A 24,916-nucleotide genomic window follows, 5' to 3' on the forward strand; every position below is an offset into this window, starting at 1 on the left:
TAACCGTAAATCTGTTTAAAACATCTCAGATTCACGGTTATTTGGCGTTTCTGTTTTTAATTTTAGTTGCTTCTATTATAAAATTTCTTAGTTCGGGCTTACATTACACCCACTTTTTTCTTAAAATACCTCTTGTTTCTTTGGGGAATATGGAAGTTCATTCAAGCAAAAAAGACCGGCATTATACAATACCGATCTTTTTATTTATTTCGTTAGGTACATCACTTGATTAATCTACAATTTCTAATGGCGGCAAACTGTTAACCAAATCTACCGTCTGAACTGATACATTAATTATGCGTAATAGCAAATTGAAAATGTAGCGTTCATCATCTGAATACAAGTTAGGGTCATCTATAATACCTGACTTCTTATCCGTTTTCACTTGATACTGATCAATAATCCATTCGATTGCTGGTTTACGGTATAGGCCTACTAATCCACCTTACGATCGACTGCCCCAAAATATATACTATGGATATAAATATAATTGCCACGTCTCTACCAAATGGTTTAAACCAACTGCCATCGTCGACAATAAATAAGTTACCTAATAGTAAAGAAATAATTGTCATCAGTATGCTAAAAGCCAGGAATAAAGATAATTTGATCTTCCTCATTAGTATGCCTACAATAATGATGAACAACAGAAATCCCGGAAATAAAAAAACAGCTTCTTGTTTAGCAAGATGACTATTGTACTCGTAATAGTGAAATAAAAAAGGAATTGGAAACAATGAGAAAATAATTTGAATAATCTTCATACACATATCCCCTTCTGGATTTAGCACAATAAGCGACTGCCTTACACTTTATAATTCCCATACTAAAAATCTTTCACTGCCCTAAAAAAGAAATCGCTCCATCAGCATTATTTAATAAACTTCGCTTTAAGGAGATATATGACGTTATAATCTTTCAAATCATTTATATTGCCTTCAGGATTTTGATAGAAATCTGTAGTAAGTGAGCTTAGTCCACTTTCATTGTCAGAATAACAAATACCCGCAAGCAACATTTCCTCTTGATCGAATGTGAGATTTTCTGGAAAGCTTCCCCATACACTCGCCATCTCTTCCAAATCTTGTGCATGATTATCATAACTGCTTATAGAAGCAACGCTCCCCTCGCTGCCTATTCCAATATAGAATGGAAGGTACTCTTCCCTAGTACTGTCCTTAGGATTTGAAAAAATAATGGAGCCATCTTTGCTTACATGTGAAGTCAATTCCATTAACTGATCATCGACCAATTCACCGGCTTCATATTTTTCAATCCAGACCGATACTTCTGTATGCTCATCCTCCAACTCAAAATCGAATACAAATGATTTATCTGACGTTGTCGTAAGGATGGCATTCTCCCGGTCTGTTAATTCCGCAACTGAAATTTTGTTTTCAGTGGAATTACTGTTATTACAGGCACACAAAAATAATAAAAATAAAGCCATTAGAAATTTCGAACATAATCTATTCATTTCATCCCCCAAGTAATTTAATAAAATCTATCATGTTCTCTCAACCCTAATCTCTTACAATAATTAAGTTTAGTAGTTTTTCTCATAACCCTCCAGCAATAATCAGAAATAATTGACCATAACCAAAATTTAACTTAAACCAATATGTGAAAATCAGTAATGACATGATTACTGTAAAGACAATGAATATAATATTTCTATTATATTTATTCATCTTTATTCCGCGATTTTTCCTTTTATCCAACTTCACCCAAGCATAAAAGATATTTGCACCGATGGTTAAAAGAAGAGCTGGTATCCAATGATATGATAATGGCAAAAAAATAAATAATATCAACGTAAGTATGATTAAAGGAATCATCCAAATAAACCACGTTTTTACATATTTATTTTTAAAACTTAACTCGAATTCTTTCAATGCTTATCCCCCATTTTAGCCATACATTTTCTACATTGAAAACACAATACAAATAAATAGAATAATAGATAAGATGACCCTAGACCAAGTCAATTTTTTACTTATTCCTGCATTATTTTCCAGGTAGCTGATATAACCCATCACTAAAATAAAACCGAATAGTATGAACGCATTTCCTACGAGATCATTCACTTTACTTGAATACCAAACTGCAGCTAATGCAATGAGTATGCTTCCAATCGTACCCAAAATCATATTGAAATACAGTGCTAGTTTATTTTCTTTCAAAATTCATCTCTCCATTTTTGTTGTTAAAAAACTGCCCCTGAAGGATGAGCTCAATAAAAAGTTCGATGCCTTCGCAAGAGAATATGTATACAAAAGTTTAAATTTAGACAGAATTAAAGGACCGAACTCCTGTAAGATAATCATTATTCGACTTCGCTATTTTAAGGACGTTTTAAACACATAGCTTACTTTGTCATAGTTCATTTTATCTTCATAAAAACGATGCGCGTCCGTTCTTTGTAAACCCGAGGATAAAGCAACACTTTCATAATTATATTCTTTTGCCCATCCGTGAACATATTGAAGTAATTTTTCTCCATAGCCTTTTAAACGTCTTTTAGCGTCCGTCACTAAATCACAGACCCAAACAAATCTACCATAATATAGAGTGATCATCGGTTTAAAACCGACTACTGCAACGATTTCTCCATCATCGATCAACGCCACAAGATTATATCTATCTTTCGCTTTTGCCTCTAGAACTAGTCCCAGAAATGCTTTTTCATCAAGATGGGTCCGTAATTGCTTCATTACAGGAAACGCCCGCATAATTTCATTTTCAGATTGCAAAACCTCTATTGTTGTTTTATCCATTTATGTTCCCCCTAATTTTACCAACATTTTCCTAATTCTAACACACTGTCTACTTTTACAAAATACCCTCTACCTATAATAAATGACAACGGTTTCCTTTTTGACGAATTCGTTAGATACAATAAATAAAATCAGCTTATTTAATTTTCTCAGCTAAAATGATTCCCCCTGGACCACGCACGTAGCTTAATTTATAGATATCTTCGCATATCCTAGGGAGTATTAATCCCAAATAATTATTACATGATTTTTTACTTTATACATAAATTTAATAAAAAAGAGCATTAATCCCACTCAGATTAATGCTCTCGTTGATCACATATTAAAACAACAGCAGATGTTGCCTGCCATCATTCTGTCTAACTATATTATACTACGGATCCACGATTATTTATAGACTATTCTTTTGGCCGTCCCTGTACTATAGTAGTTATACAAATTTAATCATAGAGAGGTGTGTCCATATGAATAACAATAAAGTTGTCTTGGATCAAGGACCTTTTTTCCACGGTACGAAAGCTGAACTAAAGATTGGAGATTTGTTGGAGCCCCAACATTTATCAAATTATCAAGATAAGAAATCCAATCATATCTACTTTACTGCAACTTTAGACGCTGCTAAATGGGGCGCTGAATTAGCAAGCTCCTCCTCTAAAGAAAGAATTTATATTGTGGAACCATTAGGTGAGTTTGAAAATGATCCAAATTTGACCGACAAAAGATTTCCAGGAAACCCAACCCGTTCTTATCGGTCCAAATCTCCCTTGAAAATTATAGCAGAACTGCGGGCTTGGGAAAGACATACCGATGAAGAAATAGATCATATGGTCACCTCATTGAAGAAACTGAGTGAACAAGGAAATGCAGTTATGGAAGATTAAATGTTTGAGTCCTATGAGTTGTGGTTGTGCTTATTCGGACCACCACTCGTAGGACTCCTTCAATTACATGAAATTATGGTTATAAATTCTTTTGATACAACGAATGTCCATCACTTGTACCTACCATCTCAAAACCATTGTTTAGATAAAATTCATTCAGTTTCACGTTATCCCCTACACAGTCTAATCTGAGCGTACTTTTTCCTTCGTTTCTAAGATGATTAACCATCCACTGTAAAACTACTTTTCCCAAGCCGGATCCGATTTCGGAACGACTTAATGCTAAGCGATGGAGGTATACTGCTTCATCATTCAATCTCCCCCAAACATGCTGGTCCCATTCAGTTTGTTCCAAATAGAGTGTGAACGTGGCCACGATTTCCCCATCCCTTTTGACGATAAAGGTCTCTTTATTGTGGATTGCCTGTCTTATTCCTTCGTCTTCCCCTCCGCTAGCCAGGAATCCCCATTGGTCAATTTGCCTTTCCTTTAGCCACTTTGCAGCATCTTTCAATAAGGAGATAATCTGGTCTGATTCCTTACTTGTTGCTAAAGAGATTTCATATCCATTCAACCTGTAGCTTGTATATTCCATATTCATATTCCTAATATTATGTTAGTTGAATTGGATTTTTTTAATATTTTCATAAGGTACTCCTGTTTCTATGTAACTTCTGATTAATTTCCAATCGCTGTTTTCTTGCTTTCTGAACGTTTTAAAAAACAAACTCACATTGTCTAACTTTTTTCCATCAATAACTAATGTAGCAGCTAAGATAGCCATCATTTCATCCTGCCCTAGAGGTATTACAGATATTTCATTTAGATCCCATTCGTTCTCTGCTTTTTTTGCAAATGCAAAGCCTTGTTCCCAACCAGATACTGATTCTTCATAACCAAAGTCCACGATTTCACCGTCTGAAATTTCTCTAGCACTAAATTCCTCGGATATAATATTTTTCATGTCGGTCAATGATGAATTTCTCCAAATCTCTAAATACGAATCAAGAAACTTACGGAATGAATTGTTTTCCATAAAATCTCCTCCATTTTGCATTCTCTTACTGCTCCTAGCTCCTATATTTATTCAACAAAAAAGATGCTAATCCTGCTTCATATGTTCCCGTTTTAATTAGGACTCATATGAAAAGGACAACACTCATTCATCTAATAACCTCTTCTCAAGAATTATTTTATGTAATCCATTTTTATCTGTATAAGTATCCATAACATCAAAACCATTTTTTATATTCAAAACTAACATATGACGCCATCTATTCATTGTTTTTGTTTGAACAACACGATAACCTTCATCTTTTAAATACTGATGTTGTTTTTCCATCAACATAGAAGCAATACCTTGCCCTCTGTAATTCGGATCCACTCCGCCCAGCCAACTATAAAACGTACGATTATCCAGTTCATATCCAATCTTATATCCAATAACTCTCTTACCGTCCATTGCTACAATGACCAACAATTTAGTTTTACTACTCATTTTATTAATCAAATCATCTGGAGTCCCAAAAATTTCTTTATGCAACTCCTCCATTCCTTTTAAAACATCATTGGTGGGCATTGAGTTAAATATACGATAATTAAACGACAAAAGTATCCCTCCATCTTAAAAGTGCGATTCAACTGGAGATTTATACTCCTTATGTTTAACTTCTAAAAATTCCTCTAAATTGGGTGAGTGATTATATTTAATTGCTGCTTCTCTATCTTTTTCAATAATTGCATTTGTTAAATCGATATGATTGATGCTAGCGATTGCTACCACATAGTGGATAACATCGACTAACTCTTTTTCTAGAGATGTTTTCTCCGTATTTTCTTTTCTTCCTTCTAATTGGTTAAGCACCTCAGCGACTTCACCAATTTCTTCTACCAGTTTCATAAATAGAGCAGATGAAGTATGTCCCCCACTGTATTTCAATGCAAGGTAACGTTGTAACTCATCAAACGTTAATTGTTTATCATTCTCCACGTTTACACACCTTTCAAATCTGAGTGTCCCCGACTGATACCCTTTTTAAATACACCGACTAACAAAAGGATAAGTCCAATAATGAATAAAATCGGAAATATAAATAACATTATCAGTGCTGCAAAACCATCTCTTTCAATAATTGCAACAGTAAATCCGATGGAAAAAGCCAAGGGTGCTGAAATTAACAGCATAATAGTTATTCCCCATAACTGATACTTTCTTTTTTCGACCTTTCCTACACTCAACAAGCAGGCTATGGATACACTAAGCAGCGTGATCAAATAACCTAAATAAATTTTAGCCGCGATCGTAAAGCTACTTGGATAAAAAAGATTCATAATCCAAGCGATGACGAGAATAACCAATGGAATAAAAAGGATGATTAAAATAATTCGTTTATATTCGCTCATACCTATTTCCTTTCTTTTTATAAATTCCCAATATGGAAAATTTCCCCTTATACTATATATTCCACAAAAAAGATGCTATTCCTTCTTGAAGGATTCCTACTCTTTTAATGATTTAAACACTCTATTTGCTTTTTCCTCGTCAAGTAAGTTCAACTTTTACTCCTCTGCCTAACTTATTCTTTCTCAGCTTTCAAATACTTCAGCAATCAGAGTATTTACTACCATTTCAGTTAAAATTTCGGGTCTAACTATGAATGTCCATACAATCGACTCGCAATATGAATAATCTAGTATTTAACGGAGCACTCAGAGGAGTGTAATTTTTAGTGGCAAGAATAGTCAACAACCAGATATACAGATGACCGATTATTAAAAAGAATTCTCTTAGATTTTATAACTCCAACTGAAATAGTTAACCGGACAGACTAAATTGACGAACTACACTCCTGCATATACCGCTTCCATTAACTCATCTGATGAAGAAATATTTCCAAAAGATCCACGACGAGTATATCTAACTTCTCGTAAAGGAGGAACGGTTTTATCGTAATGAATTCTAGGGCTTGAGGATTAATCAGAAAGGATTGTTCATAAAATCTAGCTTTCAATAAAACTAGCCTCGTCAAAATCGTCAGGTATTAGATTAATGTATTAATCCTTACTACTATCTGTTCGTTAAATATTAAACATAAAAGATTGGAGGTGTCTTATATAACCAAAAAAGACAATAAACATTGTTCAGACCCCTGTAAACCAAGGATTGAAAAACCAGGAACTGATTCCTTTCCAAGGAGGGTTCCTAATTGGATAGTAAATGTACCCGACTCTCCTACTGGAACAATCGGACCTACTGGGCCTACCGGGCCAACGGGACCCCCTGGCGCCACGGGGCCAACTGGGGCTACTGGAGTACTAGTTCCTGGCGAATCACTGTTTAATATACTAAGCGGTACTGGTGGTGAAGGTGGTAGTGTAGCTCTTGGTTATGGAGAAAATCTAATATTCGAATCTGATACGTTAGATATAACTATAAGTGAAGGATCAGCCGTAGTAGATATTGAAGCTACAGGGATAACTGGAGCAACTGGCGCGACAGGACCAACAGGGGTCACCGGAGTGACCGGAGCTACAGGATCGACGGGTGCAACAGGAGCCACCGGAGCTACAGGGCCAACGGGTGCAACTGGAGCCACCGGAGCTACGGGAGCTACAGGACCAACGGGAGAAACCGGAGTAACTGGAGCTACAGGACCAACGGGAGAAACCGGAGTAACTGGAGCTACAGGGCCTACAGGGGCGACCGGGGCTACAGGAGCCACCGGAGCTACGGGAGCTACAGGACCAACGGGAGAAACCGGAGTAACTGGAGCTACAGGACCAACCGGAGCAACTGGACCGACGGGTGCAACCGGGGTCACTGGGGCAACAGGAACGACTGGTCCAACTGGAGCTACCGGAACGACAGGAGTTACTGGTGCAACTGGATCTAGAGGTCCAACCGGGGCCACGGGCGCTAGAGGACCTACTGGCGCAGCTGGTACTTTGGCTGCAGCTTATGGTTATGTTTACAATACCGGAGCTCAAAACGTGGCTGCGAATAGTAATGTTACTTTTAGTGCAAACAGCTCTTTATTTGGAGGAGTTACTCATACACCTGGAACTGCAACTATCAACATTGCAAATGGTGGTGCTTACCGAATTTGGTATGAAGTAAACGTATTAATTTCAGGATGGAACACCTCTTTAGTGTTCGCATTAGCCCTTAACGGAACACCCCAACCTTCAACTGCTTATGGTCAGATAGGTGGTACAACTAATACAACAAGAATAGCCACAGGCTCTGTAATTTTAACTATACCAAATGGAGCTACATTAACACTCCGAAACATCGGAACCACGCCTGATACTTTGGCTACTACGGCGGACGGGGCAACAATTGTTAATGCGGCAATCACCTTAACAAGACTAAGTTAATATTATTTAATTACCCTTTAAAAACTATTAAGCTAATAATTTCGTATATGTAAGAAACTGACGTATGATCCCAATACGTCAGTTTCTTACATAAGTATTTGTGAGTTAGCACTTTGCCATTTCTACCATACTTACAAACTTCAGAATATAAGATTGCATATGAAGTTTTATTTTTTACTCCATAGCTTAGATGAAAAAACATATAACCCAGTAATCAAAAATTGGAGCAATGCAATGAAGGAAACTACATTAAATAGTTGGTTATCATAGAAGTTATACCATTCAGTAAAAAGTTTTGTACGTAACATCCTTTCACCGAAATCCCCCAACTCAAAATTATTCAATAAAAACGTGCCATCTACAATGAATAAAAGAACCGTCATAATTAGAAAAAAGCCAAGATTGTTCAACCATTTTCTCAACTGAGCATCATTCCCTTACTATTATTTTTAAAAGGTATAGAGATTTATAATAAGCTAAGTTAAAACCTACTCTTCCTCAACTTCATAGAGCTGGTAAAACAAATTATTTTTGTTTATTCATTTTCATCTGTTTAATGGCATTGATAATAACTTCAGGGAGAAAAATAATTGAAATTAATAAAGTAAGGAAGTTTAACTCTGATTTACTATATGGAGTAAACCAGTCAGTAAAGAATCTGGAATGGAGAACCTTCCTTTCAACGAAAGTCCCCTCTCGAAAATTTATTGTCCATGACGAACTATCAATGAAAAACATAATAAATAGCAAACCTAAAAATATCCCCAGGGGAAGAATCCAACTTCGTGTTCTAATAGGGTGATTATCATCTTGATTATCAAACATGCGATAAGCCCTCCTTTCTATATCAGATAACAATAAATGTAAAGAAAAATCATTAGGAAGACGTATGATGCGTAGACAATCACTCTGGTCTGTTTTTATGTACAAAGATGATTTCTTATAAAACAAACCGTATATACATAATATACACAGTATATATTATATATACATTTAAATCCCCTTACAAGACTATTTTCAAAAAACACACAAAAACACATATATGATGATGAAATTTTTAAGGTACACATTCCATCATGAAAACAATCCATCCGCTTCACCAATAAAGTTATTCAAAGGACAATAGATAACTTTTATAGTAAAGTGATTGTGAGGAGGCGCATTACTATGAATATATTAGTTTTAGGATCAACTGGAAGAGTTGGAAGTGCAGTAGTCAGCAATGCTCTACGTGACAACCATCAAGTCACTTCGTTCGCTCGAAATCCGAAGAAAATAGAAATAAATGATGAAAATTTAACTATTACTCAAGGGAATGTTTTAAATAAAGCTGATATCGCTCAAGCCATGCATGGAATGGATATAGTTATAAGTGCACTGAATACGGATGGGACAACCACCCTGTCTGAGAGTATGCCACTAATTATTGAAGCTATGGAAAATGAAGGGATACAGCGAATTATAACTGTCGGGACGGCAGGTATCTTACAAAGTAGAACTTCACCAGAGATACTGCGGTATCAGTCCAGTGAATCAAAACGAAAATCAACTCGTGCTGCGGAAGATCATCATAAAGCTTATGATATCCTGAAAGAGTCAACACTCGACTGGACGATTGTTTGTCCCACCTATTTACCTGACGGAGAAAAAATTGGTGAATATCGTATAGAACGTGATTTTTTGCCGGAGAATGGGGCTAAAATTTCAGTACCAGATACAGCGGAGTTTACCTATAGCCAGATCACTTCGAGAGATTATATTAAATCTCGTGTGGGTATCGCCTACTGATAAACGGGCGCGACCTCCTTTATGGAGGATCGCGCCCGTTCTTTAAATACACCTTTTTACAAACTACTTCCAAACCTCATCTAATTTATCCGAATAGAACTCAATTGCTTTTTTATAGCTTATAATCTCGGCGTCACTTGTCGTTTCTATTAAACAATTTAGTAATAGCTCCATCGCTTCACCATGTTCGTTCAAATTATATAAGGTCATGGAATAGAACGTTTGGATTGCTTTATTATTGGGGAATAGTTCAATTCCTTTTAATAAGGTCTTTTTTGATTTTTTATATTTCCCTAATGTTCTATATGTACTGCCCAATCCCAATAGAGCTCCTTCCAATTCCTTTGAAGGCAACCCTAACCTGATTCCTTTTTCGTAAAAAGGTACTGCTTTCGCTTCTTCTCCTAGTAAGTCAAAACTCCAAGCACACTGATAGTTAATCGATGCATGGTCTGGAAATTCCTGTACCAATTTTAGAAGTATCTCGTTAGATTCTCTGTAATTTCCATTCTTACGTAAATCAATTGCATTATTTAACTCTTTTTCCACCACTGTCACCTCCAATGATTAAGTTAGTTTCATTTTTCTTAGATAAAATTTCTAATGTACTGTGATAGTGCGGATGTCCGTGGGTAAGATCTAAAAACTTCGACCTCACTAAGCTGATTGTTTCATAGTCTGCCAACAGATCCTCAAGCTCGTTTTGAGTGAAATAATGATGGTACATTTTATTTTTCTCATCGTAATATGTAAATTCAGCTACCTGCTTACATCTTTCTTTTGCTTTTAATATACTAGGCTCTTCGTTATCAAATACATTTATATATATTAAACCGTTTTCTTTTAATCCAGTCTTTAATTTGCTGATGATGGTAACAATATCTTCAACTGAGAAAAAGTTCAATACATTGGATAGAATGATTAAAGAGTAATTATCTTTCTTAACCTCGTATTCTCTAATGTCACCAACTTTAGTATCTATCGGAAGGTTGTATTTTTCGGCCAGCTGCAAACACCTATTGATAGCCGTCTCAGAAATATCTATCCCTTCCACCTCATACCCCTGCTTAGCAAAAAAGAAGGCATTTCTTCCTTCTCCTATTCCGATATCTAAAATCTTACCGCTCCTAGGAATAATATCTATGTAGGTGGATAATACATGGTTTGGATTATATCCCCATAAATTTTCAACGCTTTTGTATTCGTTCTCCCAAACTCCCTGTTTCATTGGAAACACCTCATAATAGATTTTTTGATTATAAACCCATTGTCTTGTTAAACGATCCTACTGCATGATAGAAAATGAATATCCTTAACTATGAACGACCCGTCCTCTATTGATATAGGGAATTGTAGACTTTTTCTTTATCAGCCCTTTCAATTCACTTGGAATATGTGCGTATATTTCTGCCAAATCAGCTTCCATCCAAGTAACTTCCTCAATCTCTTCAGGAATTGAGATTTCTATTTCTCCACCCACAACTTTTCCAGTAAAAGTAAAGAAAACTGCGTGGTGTCCTCGTTCTTCAATAAATGCTTCACTTACTGTAAACACCTCATCTATTTCAACATCCAACCCAGTTTCCTCCTTAACCTCGCGAATAGCAGCCGCCTCTAATGTTTCTCCATATTCTACTGCGCCACCAGGAAGTGTATAGTAAGAGGAATTTTCTCCTCTATTTTTTACCATCAATACTTTTTCATTATGCTCATCTAACAAAAGTACATAAGCAACATCAACTCTCTTCAATCAGTTCTCCCCCTCTATCTTTGTTTGTCCCATTTAAGGAGCGATCCTTCGGTTACGAGTTTTTTTAATAAAAAGTCAGGCATATATATAAAGAGTTGTCGGTTTGACAACTCTTTTAGAATGTCTTTGTACCCTTCAATTAATTAGTCCCACAGGTTTAATCCTTAATCTAATAATCGAATGGTAATCGCCAATGTGCCCCATTCCTTTTCTTGCTCTGGAGTATATATTCTATAAGTCCGTTCTACCATTTCTTCAATGGAATCACCTACAGCATCAAAATCATCTGCAGGAATGGTTTCATACATTTCCTTAAATGTTGGATACTCCTTTAACTCAATAACTTCAACTGTCAATGTTTCATTTCTATCTGGAACTTTTGTGAGTCTAATCGTATCTCCTACTTTTACTTTTCTCCTTTTCTCATCATTCAATCTCACTTCCACTTTCTTTTTTTCTGACTTCATTGAATGAAAAGGTGTTTCATAGAGTCCCATATGGTGTTCCATTTTCTTCACTCCAAGTTATCATTTTCTGCTAAAGTAAAATACTTATCCAAAGTGATGATGAAACCACGATACGATAAGAATCATACTTCCTATTCCCCAAGCTGTGGTGCCCACTATCCACCAAATGATAGATTTAGCTTGCTTTAAGCTTCCTTCATCTACATTATTTGAATTAATAAATGCAAGTTTACTTTCCATACTCTTTTTCATAGAGGTAAGAATAACAAGCCCAACTATAATAAAACCAATAGTTATCCAAAGGAATAAGTCCATTTTATATACCGCCCTTCAATAAAAAGGAGTGTACCCACTATTTTTTTATAAAGGGGAGAATCTCCGTTTTTCATTCTCTTTATAATCATAGATATTGGTTATTTCCTTAATTGTTCTTTCTTCCGGCCACTTCCGGAACTTATTACCATTCTAGTAAGTTCAAAAAATGATTGATGTGGTTGGAAACGTCCTTAGGATGGGACAAGGTGATGATATGATTAGCATCGGGTATACGCACAAAGTCAATATTGGGAATTTCCTTATATAATTTTGCGATTTTAAAGAGGTCTTCTGAGTCCTTCTCACCTATGATAAAAAGTGTCTTCGTTTTAATTTCTCCCAATCTTTCCATCGCTGAATTAGAGGAAGTTTTGAATGTTTTCCAATCAAAAGTCTTTTGAATATTATGCACCATCATCTCGCGCAATAAATCGTATACTTTTCCGAAAGAAACGCTCCAGGAAGGCTCGCTTAATATTATACTAGCCATTTTCTCGACATCAGGTGCAGCTTTAGAAACTCGGCTCTCTAATTCCGCATGTTCGGAAGAAAATTTAAACCCTGAGAGGCCAGGAGCAACCAACACCAGTTGAGATACCTTTTTTGGATAGGTCAGAGTAAAATCAGTCGCAATTTGTCCACCTAGGGAATGTCCAACGAGGGCTGCTTTCTTAATTTTAAGATGATCCAAGAGTTTTCTTAGATCCTCAACATAATCAATGGGTTCATTCGGAACGGGTGATTTCCCTGCACCTCGGACATCAGGAGTGATCACTTTGAACGACTTTGATAGATGTGGTGTGATGAATTCCCAGTCACGTGAATCCATAGCTCCACTATGAAGTAGTATAACCGGCTTTCCGTTTCCTTTAATTTCGTAATGAAGATCCATTTATTTTAATCTCCTTTCCCTGAAAAAAGTAGACAATGCCCATGACCATGACTGTCTTCGTTTCATTTCTAGGATTTCTTCTATATATTCAGTTAAATATTGAAGGAATAATTAAGGCTTTCGGCCGGCACTAAAGGGTTATCCATACATGCTCTACTCCAGATATACCTACAATTAATTCCGGTCATTATTTGGCTTTGAGATACTATCCCTATTATCTATATTCAACAAAAACTTGCAGTTTTCCTTCCTTTAGGGGTAAACCTTAGATTAGACTAGATTCAGCGCCTATAAATGCTTGCTGCATTTATTTTCCTTCTCACTGTGATACAATTTTTATAAGATATAAGAAGGTGATTATTTGAGCTCAACAAAATTACTACTGGAAAACAATCATGGAGTTCTTTTATTTAAAAAAGATTTCAACCAAGAAAGCAACTGGCGTACAGATGATTGTTATAAATTCATTTATTCTTTACAAGGAAATATAGATTACCAAACGAATAGAAACCAGATTACCCTTAATGACAAACAATTCATTTTATTCAATCCCGAAGATGAACATAAACAACTAGCAATAGACGACAGCAAATTTTTAATTGAATTGAACTCTTCTTTCATTAATGAAATCTCTCAATCTCTATATCCTGTTCACCATGATATTCAGTTTGCTACCAGCACCCAGAAGAACACTCAAATATCAAGCTGGGTTAATTTTGTACTAGATTTCGTACGACTTGAAAAAGATGATATTAGATCAATGGAAATTTTTTTGGAACACAGTTTCACTCAGTTGGCAATACTAATACTGAAAAGTGCCATCGGAACACATACGCAGGATATTAATTTAAATAACTATGAAACAATAGATCCACAAATTCACAAAACAATCCAAGCTTTAAAAGAGGATTATCAGCATTCATGGTCATTAGATGAGATGGCAAAAATAGCAAATTTAAGTAAATTTCAATTTGCCCATTACTTTAAGGATATTTTAGGGATTTCACCTTACTCTTGGTTACAAATTTACCGAGTTATCAAAAGTCAGGAAATGCTTAAAACAACCAATAAAACGGTGCTAAATATTGCAATGGACTGTGGGTTTTCTTCTGTTACAGTCTACAATCAATTATTTAAACGATTATACGGGATGACTCCTGGTGCTTTTCGAGAAATGGTTAATAAATAAACAGCTGAACAAATAACCATCATCATTCCACATACTACAAAAAGGATTCTTGTAGACAAGAAGGAAGAAGCAAATCCGAATACACCAAGAGAAACAGCATTTGATAAGTACAAAAGAAATGCATTAAAGCTAAAGCCCCTGCCTAGTTTTTCTGTGGGAAGATATTTCTGTAACAAATAAACTCGAGATAAGCCGGATATAGGTAATCCTATTGCCGCAACTAATATTCCAATGAAATAAAATGGAAGGATATACGCAAATCCTAAAAGGAGAATGCCTATTCCCCAAATCAACGAACCAAACAAATAAATTTTCAAACTTAATTTTTTCCATATTAATGGCATAAGCAAGTTAACTGCGATTACAGCAGCACCATACCATCCTAAAAGTAAGCTATAAAGCTCCTCTCCATTTGGAGTCGTTTCTTTTAGTTGCAGTAGTAAACCGACTTGCCATACCCACGTATTGAAAAACACAATGATAACTGTAACTAAAAACAAAGTTCGGATTATCGATTGCTTTTTTACCCAAATTAAAAAATCCTTTATGGAGATAAAAATATCTTTTATTTTTCTTTGGCTTGGACCTTCACTTGTTAAATTATTTTCCGTGAATTGGATTTTAGAGATAAGAATTGCACTAATAAGATAGGTTAGCGCATCGAATGTAAAAAAGTGTATTACGTTCATTGTATTCATTAAAACTATACTAACAATTGGTCCTAATACCGTAATCCCCCTTGTAACTGTGTCGAGTAAACTGTTAACAGAAGATCTTTCCGCTTCCTTTGTTATTATGGGTAAGATAGCCCTATGAGCAGGATTAAAAACACAGCCTAAACACTGGATAAGAAAGCTAACTATTATTAAATGCCAATAATTTAGAACATCTAATTGGTAAAACAGCACTAGTGATAACGTTAGAGGCACTCTGATAAAGTCAATTATTACTAACATCATTTTTTATCCACCCAATCAGCAATTACTCCTCCAATTAATCCAAATAAAAGATATGGTACCACTTGTGAAATCGCGATACCAGTCGTATGTATACTTGATTCGGTCATCTCATAAGCTATAAATAGGAAAGCTAAGCCAGATATAACATTCCCCAAACTAGAAAACCCGGCACCTAATAAGTAAAACAGTACATTTTTATTATGTTTTATCACTTGTAAATACATATTAAATCACCTCAAATTGAGTGTACTTATTATTTGAGGTGATTTCTTTACTAATCTTGCTAAGTTTTCTTACAAGATTCTTTATCAATCCTGTCTATAAAATCAGTGTCCTTCAATATACGTAGGTAAACAGACCAAATAAAGAAAGGATCGTTTCTTTCTGAAGAAACAATCCTTTTATATACAAGCAGCCATTTTTATAGATTAAATACTTTCGAGATGAAACTTCATCCCTTTTTAAGTTGCTCCTTTACCTGCTGTTGGATAAACTTGATACGTACGATTTGATCTTCATTGTACGTTTTTTTGCCATTGATTTGAGCCACCTCACCAAGAAATCCTTTCTTTTCCCAGTTCTGCAAGACATTTTCGTCAATTCCAAGCTCTTTTGAAACTTCATCTATTGTCTTCACAAATTTTCACTCCCTATTATTAAATACCGATAGCTTATGATAAGTTATGGATAAACTTATAATAGCTTGTCCTTATCCTTATTTCCAGATTAAATCATTTTCGGAGTTGGATTAGGATGTATCTTTTACTCAAGCACATACTTATAGAACCTTTTATCAACCTGTAACACTGGAAAATTCTTAGGCAGCTCATCTAGATATATACTTATAAATCCGTTTTTTTCATAAAATCTATGGGCGGCTAGAAATTGCGGAGTAGTTCCAAGAAACACTGCTTTAACAGACCGTCCTTTTGCCCAGTTCATTGCAGTATTTAGTAAAAGACTTGCAGTTTTATATGTAGATCCTCGAAACTCCTTATTAACAAACATCTTCCTTAGTGCAACTTGACCATTTCCTATATCTAAAAGGCTAATTGTACCAACCACCTCGCTATCATAAAGAGCAACCCAAAAATTACCCTTGCCCGTTTGATAATACTCTTCGATAGTGAACAAATCAGGCTGGTCATCTTTTGTTATGGATATATTGTATTCCTGCTGCTGAATTTGAAGAATTAAATCTACAACCTCATCTTGATTTTCATTAGAGTATTCTTTTACGATAGGTCTGTTTTCCATTAATCACACCGCCAACATTATATTTTATTACTATTTTTATTTTTTCAATTATACTACAAGAGGACATTCCACCTTAGATCTTTTACAAAAACTTAATAAAAGAGCGTTCCTTCCTTATCGAAGAAACGCAACTAGTTAAAAATTATAAATCCTGTTTATACACAATTCCATGCTCTAAGTATATCTTTAGTAGTGTTAATGCTTCTCCCCAACCTGTTGCACAATCAATGCAGGCTTTTAAGTCTCTTTCTGAATTTGTATATCCAGTTTCATGTAGGATTACCAACGTTCCTTCTTTATAAGGTTCAAAATTGAAAGTTACTGTTGAACTTTGTTCTCCTGGTGACCATTGAAAAACAAATCTTTTGTTTGGGATTGCCTCAAGTATTTTCCCGCCATCTTCAATAGTTTCATTTTCACTGCTGAAATTTGTCCATCTTAATCGCAAATCTCCCGTTCCATCTGGGTTTATCACTAGAGATGTTTCATCTGTAAACCAAGCATTCCATCCCTGAGAAGTTGAAATCGTTTTGTACACTTTTTCAACCGGTACCTTGATGTATGTTTTATGGTTTATTTCTGGCATTCTACTTTCCTCCATACCCTTAATTATTCAAATCCCGTCCTTTATACATTCAACAAAACGGGTGCCAATCCTTCTTAAAGATCGCACCCGTTAGTACATTTCAATATGTATTTAGTCTACTTTTCTTTCAAAAATTAATTCAAAGTAAGTCGCCGTTCCCTTATGATTATCTATGCTCGGAGAAAAAATTTGTACTAGCCTCCATCCTTCTCTCGCGTGTTCATGGATGATTTCATGATAATCGTCTAAAGGCTGACTATCCTTAAAACCGAAACGTGGCTCCCCTAATAAAACTTTTTCAAATTTGTATTCAAACATATGTATCTCCCTTTCCTATCTTAGATGGTTACCATGCTCTTAAAATGTATATAATACAACTCTAACATTTTTGCATCGGAATTGTTGTAAAATTTATTTAACTTACGGCAAGTTAAGAGTGGTATGTAGAGTAATTATAAAATGTAAAAGAGCAACGCAGAAATTTCGCGTTGCTCTTCTTTGCCACCCATAGCGGAAAAATGTATTTCGAATTTACATCAAACATAGTACAAAATGGATGCTCCAATGATCATTATGCATACACTGATAGTTTCTATAAAGGTAATAATATACACACATTGTTCCCGTTCATATTTATATTCCATAAAAGTACGAAATCCTAGACCAATACAAAGAGTTATTACAAAGAAATATAAAAACAGGATACGGTGAGAAAAAAAGGATATAATCAAGAAAATGATTGCGCATTGAATCAATCCCCGTTCCCCCCATTTATGTGTATCATTCATATGTATGTATTCTCCAGGGTCAGGTACAATACTATATTTTTTCTTCAGAAATTTTATCAATGCCATTTTAATCACTAACACTGAAATTAATAAAATAGCAATATGAAGCAACTTACCACCCTCTAATTATTTATAGAATCTCTCTTTAAAACTTGGACTAAGCTTGCTCCATACATCGAATTTATTGCCATCTATATCATAAAAGACAAAATTCCTGCCAGAGTGACCTCTGTTTTCAATTTCTCCAACTTTAACGCCCTTATCAATAAAATCCTTATGTATTGTTTTCAATGCATCTAGACCATCTACTTCAAATGTTATTGAAAAGCGTTCTTCTCCGTAGATATCAATGAAATTGGAACTTTGATGTTCATCGGATTTCACCAGAAAAATACTCTGGTTTGCTAAATTAATAATTCCTTTGTCTTCATCTTGATAACTTACCTCTGCACCTAATTTATTTTTATACCATTCCGTTGAACGTTCTATATTATTTACTGGGATATAGGTAGTTCCAATCCTTAACAATTTCTCATCCACATGAAATCTCCCCTTGAATATTTGATAATATACAGTTCTCTTCCTTGAAACGTTTCTCCTGCAAAAGTTCTAACATTTTAATCCTTCAACTATTCTGCCCATCCATACAACTCAACAAAAAAAGGCGGTTAATCCTTCTCGAATTAACACACCCTTTTATTTAATAAAAAATTACAGTTGAGCGATTTGAATAAGGTTGCCGCATGTGTCGTCAAAGACAGCCAATGTAATTTCTCCCATTTTCGTCGGTTCCATCGTAAACTTAACACCATGTTCCAATAACCTTTCGTACTCTTTTTGGATATCATCAACACCAAACATGGTTACTGGTATGCCTTGTTCAAATAAACTATTTTGATAATCTTTCGCCGCCTGGTTGTCATTTGGTTCAAGTACAAGCTCCGTCCCATTTTGGTTATCGGGAGATACAACTGTTATCCATCTAAATTCTCCTGCTGGAACGTCTTGTTTTTTAATAAAGCCAAGCGTTTCTGTATAAAATTCCAATGCTTTATCTTGATCTTCTACGAATATACTTGTAACAACAATTTTCATTTTATTTTCGTCTCCTTTAAATTTTGAATCGTGATGTTGGGCTAGTAACCAACTACAAGTGGAAAAATAAATTCCTTGCTCCTTTATTCTATCCATCCCTTCAGCAAATCTTTAAGTGGGTCCTTGTTGAAAATGACTACTCGATATTTCCCCTTGCGTTTTGATATGACAAGCCCTGCATCTTCCAATGCGTTTAGATGTTTTGTAATCGCTTGGCGTGAAATAGAAAGTTCGTGATTCATAATTAGACGTGCATTCAGCTCATACAACGTCATCTCGTCACGATCGGAAAGTTCGTCTAGTATTAGTCGCCGAGTCGAGTCTGCAAGTGCTTTGAAAATAATATCTTTGTCCGTATTCATAAATCGAGTATAAACAGCCAACAAGTTGCACGTCAAGTATAAACAACCCAAAGGTTGCATGTCAAGCATAATTTAAATTACTAATTAGTAGTTGGAACCCTCATTTATTGAACAAAAAAGAGCCGACAATGCGGCTCAACGATTTTCAGGTACAGCGCCAGTATAGGATACTATTTTTAGATGAAATTCATTTGCCAATCACTTTTATATCTTGAATAGGAAAATAAACAATATTTGTTTTACCTACAACCTCTTCCATTGGGATAGCGCCAATATGTCGACTATCCTTACTGTATTTTCTATTATCCCCCATTACGAATAGATGCCCCTCTGGCACTAGATCACTTCCTACTGGAGTCTCTTGTAATGTAAATGAATCAGTTAAAGGTCCATCATTTACCTTTTGTTTATATTCATTTAAATAAGGTTCATCGAATGGTTCTCCATTTATATATAAAACATCATCCTTGTACTCAATATGGTCTCCTGGTAATCCAATTACCCGCTTAATATAATCCTCATTATTCGGTGCATGAAAAACAATAATATCAAATCTATCTGGCTCACCTATTTTTGTTACGATCAAACGCTCATTTTCGTGTAGTGTAGGTTCCATCGAAGAACCATCAACTACAACTGGTGTAAATAAAAAAATACGAATAATAAAAGCTATAGCTATTGCTATAAAAAGGGCCTTGCCCCACTCCCAAACTTCATTTTGCTTCTTTACGTCTGCCATTCCGAGAATCCTCCCTCGACTCAATTAGTAATTACTTCAATTGAGATCACGTGATATAGGTGCCGCTCATTTAACTATACTTCTACAACAAATGTGCAAACTCCTTCTGAAAGAAGGGAAGCCTTAACTTAAATATATTTCATCACTTTTTGATTTAATCATTACAAATATTGGAGTGTAGATTGAGGATGGGTTAAGTGGCTTCGACAAGGTAATCACCGCAATTAAAGAAATGATGAATAATAGAGATAATATCGGAATAATTACTCCCTAAAACCCCATATCACTTTCAATAAGTATACCGTCCCTAAGAACAATTATCCTTTGTTAGTAAACGATAAGATCAAATGACACAAAAATAGACCCAAACAATTATTAATGCTGGGAACTATTTTTGTGTTAGTTTTTACCTTAAAGGCTATCCAAATTAGGATGGCGAGAATAATTTTTGATTTTACTGTGTCCTCGTCTGAAGGGACTGCACTTTATTGACGATAACGACAGCGGCAACAACGACAAGGGCTATACTGATTACCGCCAGTGTAACATCAAGACCAGTGGAAACACCTCCACTATTCACATAAATTCCTATAAACGGCCAAATTAACACGAGAGGGTACAGCCAGTCTTTGAAAAATAAACCAATCGCCAAACCAATCAATGCCGCAACAATCAAAACGATGATTGTCCATGTCAGCTCACCCATTCCCAAAATCGTATCCACATTGTTTGCTGTTGTCAGTGTAAATATATTTACGATAGTTGCTACGGTTACCCAAGCAAAGTATATGGAAAATGGAAGTCTGTCAAACCAATGATAATTCGTTTCACTAATTGAGGTAAATATCATAGCGAGTGTATAAAGCAGTGCTGCGATTATAATGACAGAAGCAAGCACCCACTCTTGAGTGAAAACGATAATCCATACGCCATTTAATAAAAAGTTAAGAATCGGCCAGAACTTCAAGCGTGCTGTAATATAGCTTTTATCTTTTTTTGAAAAGAAGAGATATATCATCCAGATGAACAATAGTATATAAATCAATCCCCATATGGAAAACGAAAATCCAGCAGGCTGGATGATGGCCTCGTTGTTATTCGCTGCATCACTTACATCTGTTCCGCTCATCCCTACTGTATAATTCATCGTTATCATGACAATAAAAGCTAAAAAATATCCAATGACCCATTTTCTGTGTGCTGTCACGTCCTCACTCCTTTTATACATCGAGAATTAAACAATCCTCATTTCTCGACTATCTTATTCTTCCTTTCGTTGATATCTTTCCCTAATCCTTACCCCAGACGAACTATTAAAAAACAGTCTAACGCGATTAAAACGTTAGACTGTCGTTTTTCTTTTATTGATACAAAGCAATCATATAATTAGAATTTTTTAATTAGCTGGGCATAATTCGCTTTCGACAAGCAATAGTTCTTCCATCCACTCTTCTAGGAAATGGCCCTTTTAAATTATCTAAATTATCCCCCTCTAGCATTTACTTAAGAGCGTTTATTGTAATCTTCGCAGCTTCAGCAATTAGCACATCATCATATTTGGCATCTTCATTCTGATGGCGGGACATAATCGCAACAACAATTGGCTCTCTGTTTGGTGGCCAAACGACTGCGATATCATTTCTTGTTCCGTAACTTGCAGCTCCGCTCTTGTCACCAACTATCCAATCTTCAGGTACACCCGCACGAATCAGTGGATCTCCTGTAGCATTTCCTTTTAGCCAATCATTGAACAATTCTTTTTTATCTTCGGAAAGTATGTCACTTAATGCAAAAGCCTGAAGACTAGTCGCAAGGGCTTTCGGTGTGCTGGTGTCTTGCGTATCACCTGGAGTGAATACATTTAAATCAGGTTCTAATCGTTCCGCTTGCGTAACATTATCACCAATATGACGTAAGGCCTGTTCAAAACCGTTAGGACCACCTATTGCCTCAAATAAAAGATTCCCAGCGGTATTGTCACTCTGTCGAACTGCCGCTTCACCAATTTCTAAAAGAGTCATCCCACTATCTATGTAGTTTTCTGTAACCGGAGAGTAAGGAACCAAGTCATCTTCTGTATAAGTGATAACTTCCTCAAGGTCTTCCGGTGAGTTCTGTTGTAACAAGATAGCTGCCGCTAAAGCTTTATAAGTTGAGGCAAAAGCAAATCTCTCATCTGATCGATATTCAATCGTCTCATTTGTTCCTGTATCAATCGCATATACACCGACCAGAGCATCAAATTCCTCCTCAAGTTGAGCAAAATCTTCATCTGTATTTACTTTTGGTTTCGTTTCAATTTCTTCTTTGGATGGAGAATTCGTTGATGTTTCTTTATTCCCACAAGCAGTGAGTGCTACCCCTATGAATAACAGTAACAGTAGTCTAAAAAGGTGCGTCCGGAATCTATGTTTATATGTTTTTCTCAAGGTTTTAACCTCTTTCTAATTTTTATCTTTCCATGAATGATTGGATTTTCATACTCGATATTTCACCTTAAACACAATAGCTTAGATTAATTTTAACAATAATTACCATTCCATTCATCCTAATTATTAAAAAAATTATATTAATTAAATATCTGTAAATACTTTAAGTAATAATTTTCTTCAGCAAGAGTTTTATAAGAAGTTTTTCAACAATAATAAAGCGCTACACCGAATAAGCAGGCATAACTTTTTATTCTATCTTGGTACAATTTCCTCAACAAAAAAGGCGTTAATCCCTATCTGGACCAACACCCCCGCTAATAAGAATCAAGCTTCTATTACCTTGTTACTGAGTAAATTAAATTTACATTAGTTATAAAACAATTGCCTTACAGCTTTGCCATATAATTTATTTGGAAAATCTTCGCCCAAATGTGAAAAGATCATTAGTCCATTTTCTAATGAGAGGATTGTCCATGTTATTTCTTCTGCACTCAGAAGTGAGTCTATATTTTCTCTTATTAGCATTTGGTCAATTGTGGTTGAGATCTCCTTAACTGTGTTGTTTATTAGATTTCTCCACTTGAGTCGTACAGATTCGTCTCTCATGGAATAAAGCAAGAATTCTAAGTTTAGCATACTTACTGTTTTACTCTCATTTCTAACAGTTAAGAAATACTTCTCCATTTGTTCAATAAGTTCAGCAAGACTTTTTTGTTGTGTAATTTTCCCTTGGATGACGGAAGCGTGTATTCTCATCTGTTCTTCTAATATCGTCAAAAATATCTCTTCTTTAGAAGTGAAGTGAGCGTAAAATGCACCTTTACTGAATCCCGCCTGTTCAGCTATTTTATCAATCGAAGTCCCTTGGTATCCAAATGTCGAAAAAGCAGCTATCGCCGACTCTATTAATAAGTTGCGTGTTTCCTTTTTCCTCTCTTCTTGAGTAAGCCTTTGTCTAAACATATTTCTCTTCCTTTCCCCACAAATATACTATATAGTATTTATATACCACCAGGTATATAAATGACAATAGCTAAGGTGTGAAAAAAATGCATATTAATGAATACATAGCTAAACATTCATCGATTTTAAGTAAAACAATCAAAACTGGCATTATCAAATCAAATCTGATTCCCATGCTTGCAGGATTAACATTATCACTCTATACCTATGAGATAAATCCACTTGATAGATTAGATAATATTGTTTTAGCATTGATAGGTACCTTTTTAGTAATTGGTGCTGCTGGAGCATTTAACAACTTATACGATCGTGATATTGATTCATTAATGGAAAGAACAAAAAATAGACCCACAGTTACAGGAGAAATAAAAACAGGTAAGGTTCTAGTAATTGCTGTATCCATGGCGGTTCTTGGCGTTTTAGCTCTTTCACTAACCACTCTATTAGCTGGTTTATTAGGATTTCTTGGGTTGTTCTTCTATATCGTTCCTTATACCATGTGGAGTAAAAGAAGAACAATCTATAATACAGAGATTGGTAGCATATCGGGAGCAATGCCGCCCTTGATCGGTTGGTCATCTATTTATCCAGACATCACACATCCTGCTATTTTGGGATTGTTTGTCATCACAGTTATTTGGCAAATGCCACATTTCTATTCCATAGCTATCAGAAAACACAAGGAATATAGGGCTGCGAAGGTGCCTATGTTGCCAGTTGTAAAAGGAATTAGGAGAACCTACTTACAAACTAACTTTTATTTAATTTTATTAATTGCAACAAGTTTTCTTTTTAGTTCCTTAAGCATTGGGCTTATGTTAGTATCACTTCTTTTAAGCGTTATATGGCTAGGTTTAAGTATTTTCGGTTACAGGAGGATGGATTCGGAGAGTTGGGCAAAATCAATGTTTATTTATTCCTTGATCCATATGACAACTCTTTTCTCAACTGTAATTATATATTCTCTTATGGGTATTATTTTTGATCTATAAAATTGTGATAGAAAAATAATAGGAATAACCAAAGAGAGAGTGATATATTAACCTAAAAAAGTCGAATTCCATATGTTTTGGATTCGACTTTTTTACTCTGTAATAAGCCATCCGCTTATAATAGTAATTTCTTTCTCTGACTTCTATCTTTGTTTTTCTTTCTTATAAGGAGCAGTTACCCATCCCAAAAAGATTTTAGATAATGGATCTACGTCAATATTTAGGACACATTTAAGTTAGTTTTTTGGTTGTGCTTTGAAGCTTATTTGAATAGATATGTGAAGGCTTGACATGGAGCCTCTGTGTG

At 35.3% G+C, this 24,916-nt stretch carries 39 protein-coding genes; 6 read left to right on the plus strand and 33 right to left on the minus strand.

Translation table 11 applies throughout. The annotated features are described in order from the left end of the window. On the plus strand, positions 1 to 233 hold a 233-nt coding region (locus ACFSBH_RS15750; protein ID WP_379598490.1), incomplete at its 5' end, for a hypothetical protein. Here ACFSBH_RS15750 and ACFSBH_RS15755 read toward each other — a convergent pair. The 6 genes from ACFSBH_RS15755 to ACFSBH_RS15780 form a co-directional block, all read right to left on the minus strand. Next, positions 230 to 412, minus strand: coding sequence for a type ISP restriction/modification enzyme (locus ACFSBH_RS15755; RefSeq protein WP_379598557.1), 183 nt, complete (start codon positions 410 to 412; stop codon positions 230 to 232). The two genes, ACFSBH_RS15750 and ACFSBH_RS15755, sit on opposite strands and share 4 nt — an antisense overlap. A gap of 7 nt (positions 413 to 419) precedes the next feature. Next, positions 420 to 764 (minus strand): hypothetical protein, encoded by a 345-nt coding sequence (locus tag ACFSBH_RS15760; RefSeq protein WP_379598492.1) that lies wholly within the window; start codon positions 762 to 764, stop codon positions 420 to 422. Between the two features lie 107 nt (positions 765 to 871). Beyond that, positions 872 to 1,450, minus strand: coding sequence for a hypothetical protein (locus tag ACFSBH_RS15765; protein WP_379598494.1), 579 nt, complete (start codon positions 1,448 to 1,450; stop codon positions 872 to 874). Between the two features lie 109 nt (positions 1,451 to 1,559). After that, positions 1,560 to 1,895: a hypothetical protein gene (locus ACFSBH_RS15770; RefSeq protein WP_379598496.1), complete on the minus strand. Its 336-nt coding sequence runs from the start codon at positions 1,893 to 1,895 to the stop codon at positions 1,560 to 1,562. Between the two features lie 30 nt (positions 1,896 to 1,925). After that, positions 1,926 to 2,183, minus strand: coding sequence for a hypothetical protein (locus ACFSBH_RS15775; protein ID WP_379598498.1), 258 nt, complete (start codon positions 2,181 to 2,183; stop codon positions 1,926 to 1,928). Positions 2,184 to 2,339: 156 nt separating this feature from the next. Then, a complete protein-coding gene (locus ACFSBH_RS15780; protein WP_379598500.1) occupies positions 2,340 to 2,777 on the minus strand; it encodes a GNAT family N-acetyltransferase in 438 nt (145 codons plus the stop codon). A 464-nt stretch (positions 2,778 to 3,241) separates the two neighbouring features. On the opposite strand from ACFSBH_RS15780, the gene arr reads away from it, so the two are divergent. Continuing rightward, complete coding sequence (gene arr, locus ACFSBH_RS15785) at positions 3,242 to 3,658, plus strand: NAD(+)--rifampin ADP-ribosyltransferase (RefSeq protein WP_379598502.1); 417 nt, start codon at positions 3,242 to 3,244, stop codon at positions 3,656 to 3,658. Positions 3,659 to 3,737: 79 nt separating this feature from the next. Here the strand turns inward: arr and ACFSBH_RS15790 are convergent, their stop codons facing one another. The 5 genes from ACFSBH_RS15790 to ACFSBH_RS15810 all read right to left on the minus strand — a co-directional run bounded on the left by ACFSBH_RS15790 (position 3,738) and on the right by ACFSBH_RS15810 (position 6,061). Further along, entirely contained in the window at positions 3,738 to 4,253 is a 516-nt protein-coding gene (locus ACFSBH_RS15790) for a GNAT family N-acetyltransferase (protein ID WP_379598504.1), read from the minus strand. Positions 4,254 to 4,274: 21 nt separating this feature from the next. Then, complete coding sequence (locus ACFSBH_RS15795; protein WP_379598506.1) at positions 4,275 to 4,694, minus strand: flavoprotein; 420 nt, start codon at positions 4,692 to 4,694, stop codon at positions 4,275 to 4,277. A 123-nt stretch (positions 4,695 to 4,817) separates the two neighbouring features. Next, positions 4,818 to 5,267: a GNAT family N-acetyltransferase gene (locus tag ACFSBH_RS15800; RefSeq protein ID WP_379598508.1), complete on the minus strand. Its 450-nt coding sequence runs from the start codon at positions 5,265 to 5,267 to the stop codon at positions 4,818 to 4,820. A gap of 15 nt (positions 5,268 to 5,282) precedes the next feature. Beyond that, on the minus strand, positions 5,283 to 5,648 hold the full coding sequence (locus ACFSBH_RS15805) for a MazG nucleotide pyrophosphohydrolase domain-containing protein (RefSeq protein ID WP_379598510.1): 366 nt from the start codon (positions 5,646 to 5,648) through the stop codon (positions 5,283 to 5,285). Between the two features lie 2 nt (positions 5,649 to 5,650). Then, entirely contained in the window at positions 5,651 to 6,061 is a 411-nt protein-coding gene (locus ACFSBH_RS15810) for a hypothetical protein (RefSeq protein WP_379598512.1), read from the minus strand. Positions 6,062 to 6,763: 702 nt separating this feature from the next. On the opposite strand from ACFSBH_RS15810, the gene ACFSBH_RS15815 reads away from it, so the two are divergent. Beyond that, on the plus strand, positions 6,764 to 8,035 hold the full coding sequence (locus ACFSBH_RS15815; protein WP_379598514.1) for a hypothetical protein: 1,272 nt from the start codon (positions 6,764 to 6,766) through the stop codon (positions 8,033 to 8,035). Between the two features lie 167 nt (positions 8,036 to 8,202). Here the strand turns inward: ACFSBH_RS15815 and ACFSBH_RS15820 are convergent, their stop codons facing one another. Beyond that, complete coding sequence (locus ACFSBH_RS15820; protein ID WP_379598516.1) at positions 8,203 to 8,457, minus strand: YfzA family protein; 255 nt, start codon at positions 8,455 to 8,457, stop codon at positions 8,203 to 8,205. 103 nt (positions 8,458 to 8,560) lie between these two features. Further along, entirely contained in the window at positions 8,561 to 8,860 is a 300-nt protein-coding gene (locus tag ACFSBH_RS15825) for a YfzA family protein (RefSeq protein ID WP_379598518.1), read from the minus strand. 342 nt (positions 8,861 to 9,202) lie between these two features. Here ACFSBH_RS15825 and ACFSBH_RS15830 point away from each other — a divergent pair, with 342 nt between their 5' ends. Then, on the plus strand, positions 9,203 to 9,823 hold the full coding sequence (locus ACFSBH_RS15830; protein WP_379598520.1) for an NAD(P)-dependent oxidoreductase: 621 nt from the start codon (positions 9,203 to 9,205) through the stop codon (positions 9,821 to 9,823). Positions 9,824 to 9,886: 63 nt separating this feature from the next. Here ACFSBH_RS15830 and ACFSBH_RS15835 read toward each other — a convergent pair whose 3' ends face one another. From ACFSBH_RS15835 to ACFSBH_RS15860, 6 genes are all read right to left on the minus strand, one after another. Then, positions 9,887 to 10,372 carry a tetratricopeptide repeat protein gene (locus tag ACFSBH_RS15835; protein ID WP_379598522.1) on the minus strand — a complete coding sequence of 162 codons (486 nt, stop codon included), beginning with the start codon at positions 10,370 to 10,372 and terminating at the stop codon, positions 9,887 to 9,889. After that, on the minus strand, positions 10,353 to 11,051 hold the full coding sequence (locus tag ACFSBH_RS15840) for a class I SAM-dependent methyltransferase (protein WP_379598524.1): 699 nt from the start codon (positions 11,049 to 11,051) through the stop codon (positions 10,353 to 10,355). Before ACFSBH_RS15840 ends, ACFSBH_RS15835 begins: the two co-directional genes overlap by 20 nt. A gap of 84 nt (positions 11,052 to 11,135) precedes the next feature. Beyond that, on the minus strand, positions 11,136 to 11,573 hold the full coding sequence (locus ACFSBH_RS15845) for an NUDIX hydrolase (RefSeq protein WP_379598526.1): 438 nt from the start codon (positions 11,571 to 11,573) through the stop codon (positions 11,136 to 11,138). A gap of 164 nt (positions 11,574 to 11,737) precedes the next feature. Continuing rightward, positions 11,738 to 12,082, minus strand: coding sequence for an ASCH domain-containing protein (locus tag ACFSBH_RS15850; RefSeq protein ID WP_379598528.1), 345 nt, complete (start codon positions 12,080 to 12,082; stop codon positions 11,738 to 11,740). Between the two features lie 42 nt (positions 12,083 to 12,124). Further along, positions 12,125 to 12,355, minus strand: a complete 231-nt coding sequence (locus tag ACFSBH_RS15855; protein WP_379598530.1) for a hypothetical protein — start codon at positions 12,353 to 12,355, stop codon at positions 12,125 to 12,127. A gap of 142 nt (positions 12,356 to 12,497) precedes the next feature. Then, complete coding sequence (locus ACFSBH_RS15860; protein WP_379598532.1) at positions 12,498 to 13,247, minus strand: alpha/beta fold hydrolase; 750 nt, start codon at positions 13,245 to 13,247, stop codon at positions 12,498 to 12,500. 361 nt (positions 13,248 to 13,608) lie between these two features. On the opposite strand from ACFSBH_RS15860, the gene ACFSBH_RS15865 reads away from it, so the two are divergent. Continuing rightward, positions 13,609 to 14,436, plus strand: a complete 828-nt coding sequence (locus tag ACFSBH_RS15865; protein WP_379598534.1) for an AraC family transcriptional regulator — start codon at positions 13,609 to 13,611, stop codon at positions 14,434 to 14,436. On the opposite strand, the gene ACFSBH_RS15870 is transcribed toward ACFSBH_RS15865, so the two are convergent. From ACFSBH_RS15870 to ACFSBH_RS15935, 14 genes are all read right to left on the minus strand, one after another. Then, positions 14,373 to 15,395 carry an MFS transporter gene (locus tag ACFSBH_RS15870; RefSeq protein ID WP_379598536.1) on the minus strand — a complete coding sequence of 341 codons (1,023 nt, stop codon included), beginning with the start codon at positions 15,393 to 15,395 and terminating at the stop codon, positions 14,373 to 14,375. The two genes, ACFSBH_RS15865 and ACFSBH_RS15870, sit on opposite strands and share 64 nt — an antisense overlap. Beyond that, entirely contained in the window at positions 15,392 to 15,619 is a 228-nt protein-coding gene (locus ACFSBH_RS15875; RefSeq protein ID WP_379598538.1) for a hypothetical protein, read from the minus strand. The genes ACFSBH_RS15870 and ACFSBH_RS15875 overlap by 4 nt, the downstream gene beginning before the upstream one ends. Positions 15,620 to 15,846: 227 nt before the next feature. Beyond that, a complete protein-coding gene (locus ACFSBH_RS15880; protein ID WP_379598540.1) occupies positions 15,847 to 16,032 on the minus strand; it encodes a MerR family transcriptional regulator in 186 nt (61 codons plus the stop codon). 125 nt (positions 16,033 to 16,157) lie between these two features. After that, positions 16,158 to 16,652 (minus strand): GNAT family N-acetyltransferase, encoded by a 495-nt coding sequence (locus ACFSBH_RS15885; protein WP_379598542.1) that lies wholly within the window; start codon positions 16,650 to 16,652, stop codon positions 16,158 to 16,160. A gap of 142 nt (positions 16,653 to 16,794) precedes the next feature. Then, complete coding sequence (locus ACFSBH_RS15890; protein WP_379598544.1) at positions 16,795 to 17,238, minus strand: SRPBCC family protein; 444 nt, start codon at positions 17,236 to 17,238, stop codon at positions 16,795 to 16,797. Between the two features lie 111 nt (positions 17,239 to 17,349). After that, entirely contained in the window at positions 17,350 to 17,556 is a 207-nt protein-coding gene (locus ACFSBH_RS15895) for a DUF4177 domain-containing protein (protein WP_379598546.1), read from the minus strand. 218 nt (positions 17,557 to 17,774) lie between these two features. Then, the gene (locus ACFSBH_RS15900; RefSeq protein ID WP_379598559.1) at positions 17,775 to 18,092 is read right to left on the minus strand and encodes a DUF4181 domain-containing protein; all 318 of its coding nucleotides are present in this window, start codon (positions 18,090 to 18,092) and stop codon (positions 17,775 to 17,777) included. Positions 18,093 to 18,152: 60 nt separating this feature from the next. Beyond that, positions 18,153 to 18,566 (minus strand): VOC family protein, encoded by a 414-nt coding sequence (locus tag ACFSBH_RS15905; RefSeq protein ID WP_379598548.1) that lies wholly within the window; start codon positions 18,564 to 18,566, stop codon positions 18,153 to 18,155. Positions 18,567 to 18,737: 171 nt separating this feature from the next. Further along, on the minus strand, positions 18,738 to 19,121 hold the full coding sequence (locus ACFSBH_RS15910; RefSeq protein WP_251513219.1) for a VOC family protein: 384 nt from the start codon (positions 19,119 to 19,121) through the stop codon (positions 18,738 to 18,740). A gap of 83 nt (positions 19,122 to 19,204) precedes the next feature. Beyond that, the gene (locus ACFSBH_RS15915; protein ID WP_251513392.1) at positions 19,205 to 19,483 is read right to left on the minus strand and encodes an ArsR/SmtB family transcription factor; all 279 of its coding nucleotides are present in this window, start codon (positions 19,481 to 19,483) and stop codon (positions 19,205 to 19,207) included. 187 nt (positions 19,484 to 19,670) lie between these two features. Beyond that, complete coding sequence (lepB, locus tag ACFSBH_RS15920; RefSeq protein WP_251513220.1) at positions 19,671 to 20,222, minus strand: signal peptidase I; 552 nt, start codon at positions 20,220 to 20,222, stop codon at positions 19,671 to 19,673. Between the two features lie 454 nt (positions 20,223 to 20,676). Then, entirely contained in the window at positions 20,677 to 21,429 is a 753-nt protein-coding gene (locus tag ACFSBH_RS15925) for a tryptophan-rich sensory protein (protein WP_379598551.1), read from the minus strand. A gap of 292 nt (positions 21,430 to 21,721) precedes the next feature. Beyond that, positions 21,722 to 22,651 (minus strand): class A beta-lactamase, encoded by a 930-nt coding sequence (gene bla, locus ACFSBH_RS15930; protein ID WP_251513222.1) that lies wholly within the window; start codon positions 22,649 to 22,651, stop codon positions 21,722 to 21,724. A gap of 369 nt (positions 22,652 to 23,020) precedes the next feature. Then, entirely contained in the window at positions 23,021 to 23,617 is a 597-nt protein-coding gene (locus ACFSBH_RS15935; protein WP_379598553.1) for a TetR/AcrR family transcriptional regulator, read from the minus strand. Positions 23,618 to 23,703: 86 nt separating this feature from the next. On the opposite strand from ACFSBH_RS15935, the gene cyoE reads away from it, so the two are divergent. Next, the gene (cyoE, locus tag ACFSBH_RS15940; RefSeq protein ID WP_379598555.1) at positions 23,704 to 24,609 is read left to right on the plus strand and encodes a heme o synthase; all 906 of its coding nucleotides are present in this window, start codon (positions 23,704 to 23,706) and stop codon (positions 24,607 to 24,609) included. The last annotated feature ends 307 nt before the right edge of the window (positions 24,610 to 24,916 follow it).

The organism is Oceanobacillus luteolus (assembly GCF_042678205.1).
Classification (GTDB): domain Bacteria; phylum Bacillota; class Bacilli; order Bacillales; family Amphibacillaceae; genus Oceanobacillus; species Oceanobacillus luteolus.

Coding starts and splice junctions, on each gene's coding strand:
- ACFSBH_RS15765 (WP_379598494.1), bottom strand. CDS start 1,450: ATGGCTTTATTTTTATTATTTTTGTGTGCCTGTAATAACAGTAATTCC.
- ACFSBH_RS15885 (WP_379598542.1), bottom strand. CDS start 16,652: ATGGAAAACAGACCTATCGTAAAAGAATACTCTAATGAAAATCAAGAT.
- cyoE (WP_379598555.1), top strand. CDS start 23,704: ATGCATATTAATGAATACATAGCTAAACATTCATCGATTTTAAGTAAA.
- ACFSBH_RS15795 (WP_379598506.1), bottom strand. CDS start 4,694: ATGGAAAACAATTCATTCCGTAAGTTTCTTGATTCGTATTTAGAGATT.
- ACFSBH_RS15850 (WP_379598528.1), bottom strand. CDS start 12,082: ATGGAACACCATATGGGACTCTATGAAACACCTTTTCATTCAATGAAG.
- ACFSBH_RS15910 (WP_251513219.1), bottom strand. CDS start 19,121: ATGAAAATTGTTGTTACAAGTATATTCGTAGAAGATCAAGATAAAGCA.
- ACFSBH_RS15780 (WP_379598500.1), bottom strand. CDS start 2,777: ATGGATAAAACAACAATAGAGGTTTTGCAATCTGAAAATGAAATTATG.
- ACFSBH_RS15855 (WP_379598530.1), bottom strand. CDS start 12,355: ATGGACTTATTCCTTTGGATAACTATTGGTTTTATTATAGTTGGGCTT.
- ACFSBH_RS15825 (WP_379598518.1), bottom strand. CDS start 8,860: ATGTTTGATAATCAAGATGATAATCACCCTATTAGAACACGAAGTTGG.
- ACFSBH_RS15890 (WP_379598544.1), bottom strand. CDS start 17,238: ATGCCAGAAATAAACCATAAAACATACATCAAGGTACCGGTTGAAAAA.
- ACFSBH_RS15810 (WP_379598512.1), bottom strand. CDS start 6,061: ATGAGCGAATATAAACGAATTATTTTAATCATCCTTTTTATTCCATTG.
- ACFSBH_RS15895 (WP_379598546.1), bottom strand. CDS start 17,556: ATGTTTGAATACAAATTTGAAAAAGTTTTATTAGGGGAGCCACGTTTC.
- arr (WP_379598502.1), top strand. CDS start 3,242: ATGAATAACAATAAAGTTGTCTTGGATCAAGGACCTTTTTTCCACGGT.
- ACFSBH_RS15790 (WP_379598504.1), bottom strand. CDS start 4,253: ATGGAATATACAAGCTACAGGTTGAATGGATATGAAATCTCTTTAGCA.
- ACFSBH_RS15760 (WP_379598492.1), bottom strand. CDS start 764: ATGAAGATTATTCAAATTATTTTCTCATTGTTTCCAATTCCTTTTTTA.
- ACFSBH_RS15935 (WP_379598553.1), bottom strand. CDS start 23,617: ATGTTTAGACAAAGGCTTACTCAAGAAGAGAGGAAAAAGGAAACACGC.
- ACFSBH_RS15915 (WP_251513392.1), bottom strand. CDS start 19,483: ATGAATACGGACAAAGATATTATTTTCAAAGCACTTGCAGACTCGACT.
- lepB (WP_251513220.1), bottom strand. CDS start 20,222: ATGGCAGACGTAAAGAAGCAAAATGAAGTTTGGGAGTGGGGCAAGGCC.
- ACFSBH_RS15840 (WP_379598524.1), bottom strand. CDS start 11,051: ATGAAACAGGGAGTTTGGGAGAACGAATACAAAAGCGTTGAAAATTTA.
- ACFSBH_RS15830 (WP_379598520.1), top strand. CDS start 9,203: ATGAATATATTAGTTTTAGGATCAACTGGAAGAGTTGGAAGTGCAGTA.
- ACFSBH_RS15875 (WP_379598538.1), bottom strand. CDS start 15,619: ATGTATTTACAAGTGATAAAACATAATAAAAATGTACTGTTTTACTTA.
- ACFSBH_RS15900 (WP_379598559.1), bottom strand. CDS start 18,092: ATGGCATTGATAAAATTTCTGAAGAAAAAATATAGTATTGTACCTGAC.
- ACFSBH_RS15860 (WP_379598532.1), bottom strand. CDS start 13,247: ATGGATCTTCATTACGAAATTAAAGGAAACGGAAAGCCGGTTATACTA.
- ACFSBH_RS15870 (WP_379598536.1), bottom strand. CDS start 15,395: ATGATGTTAGTAATAATTGACTTTATCAGAGTGCCTCTAACGTTATCA.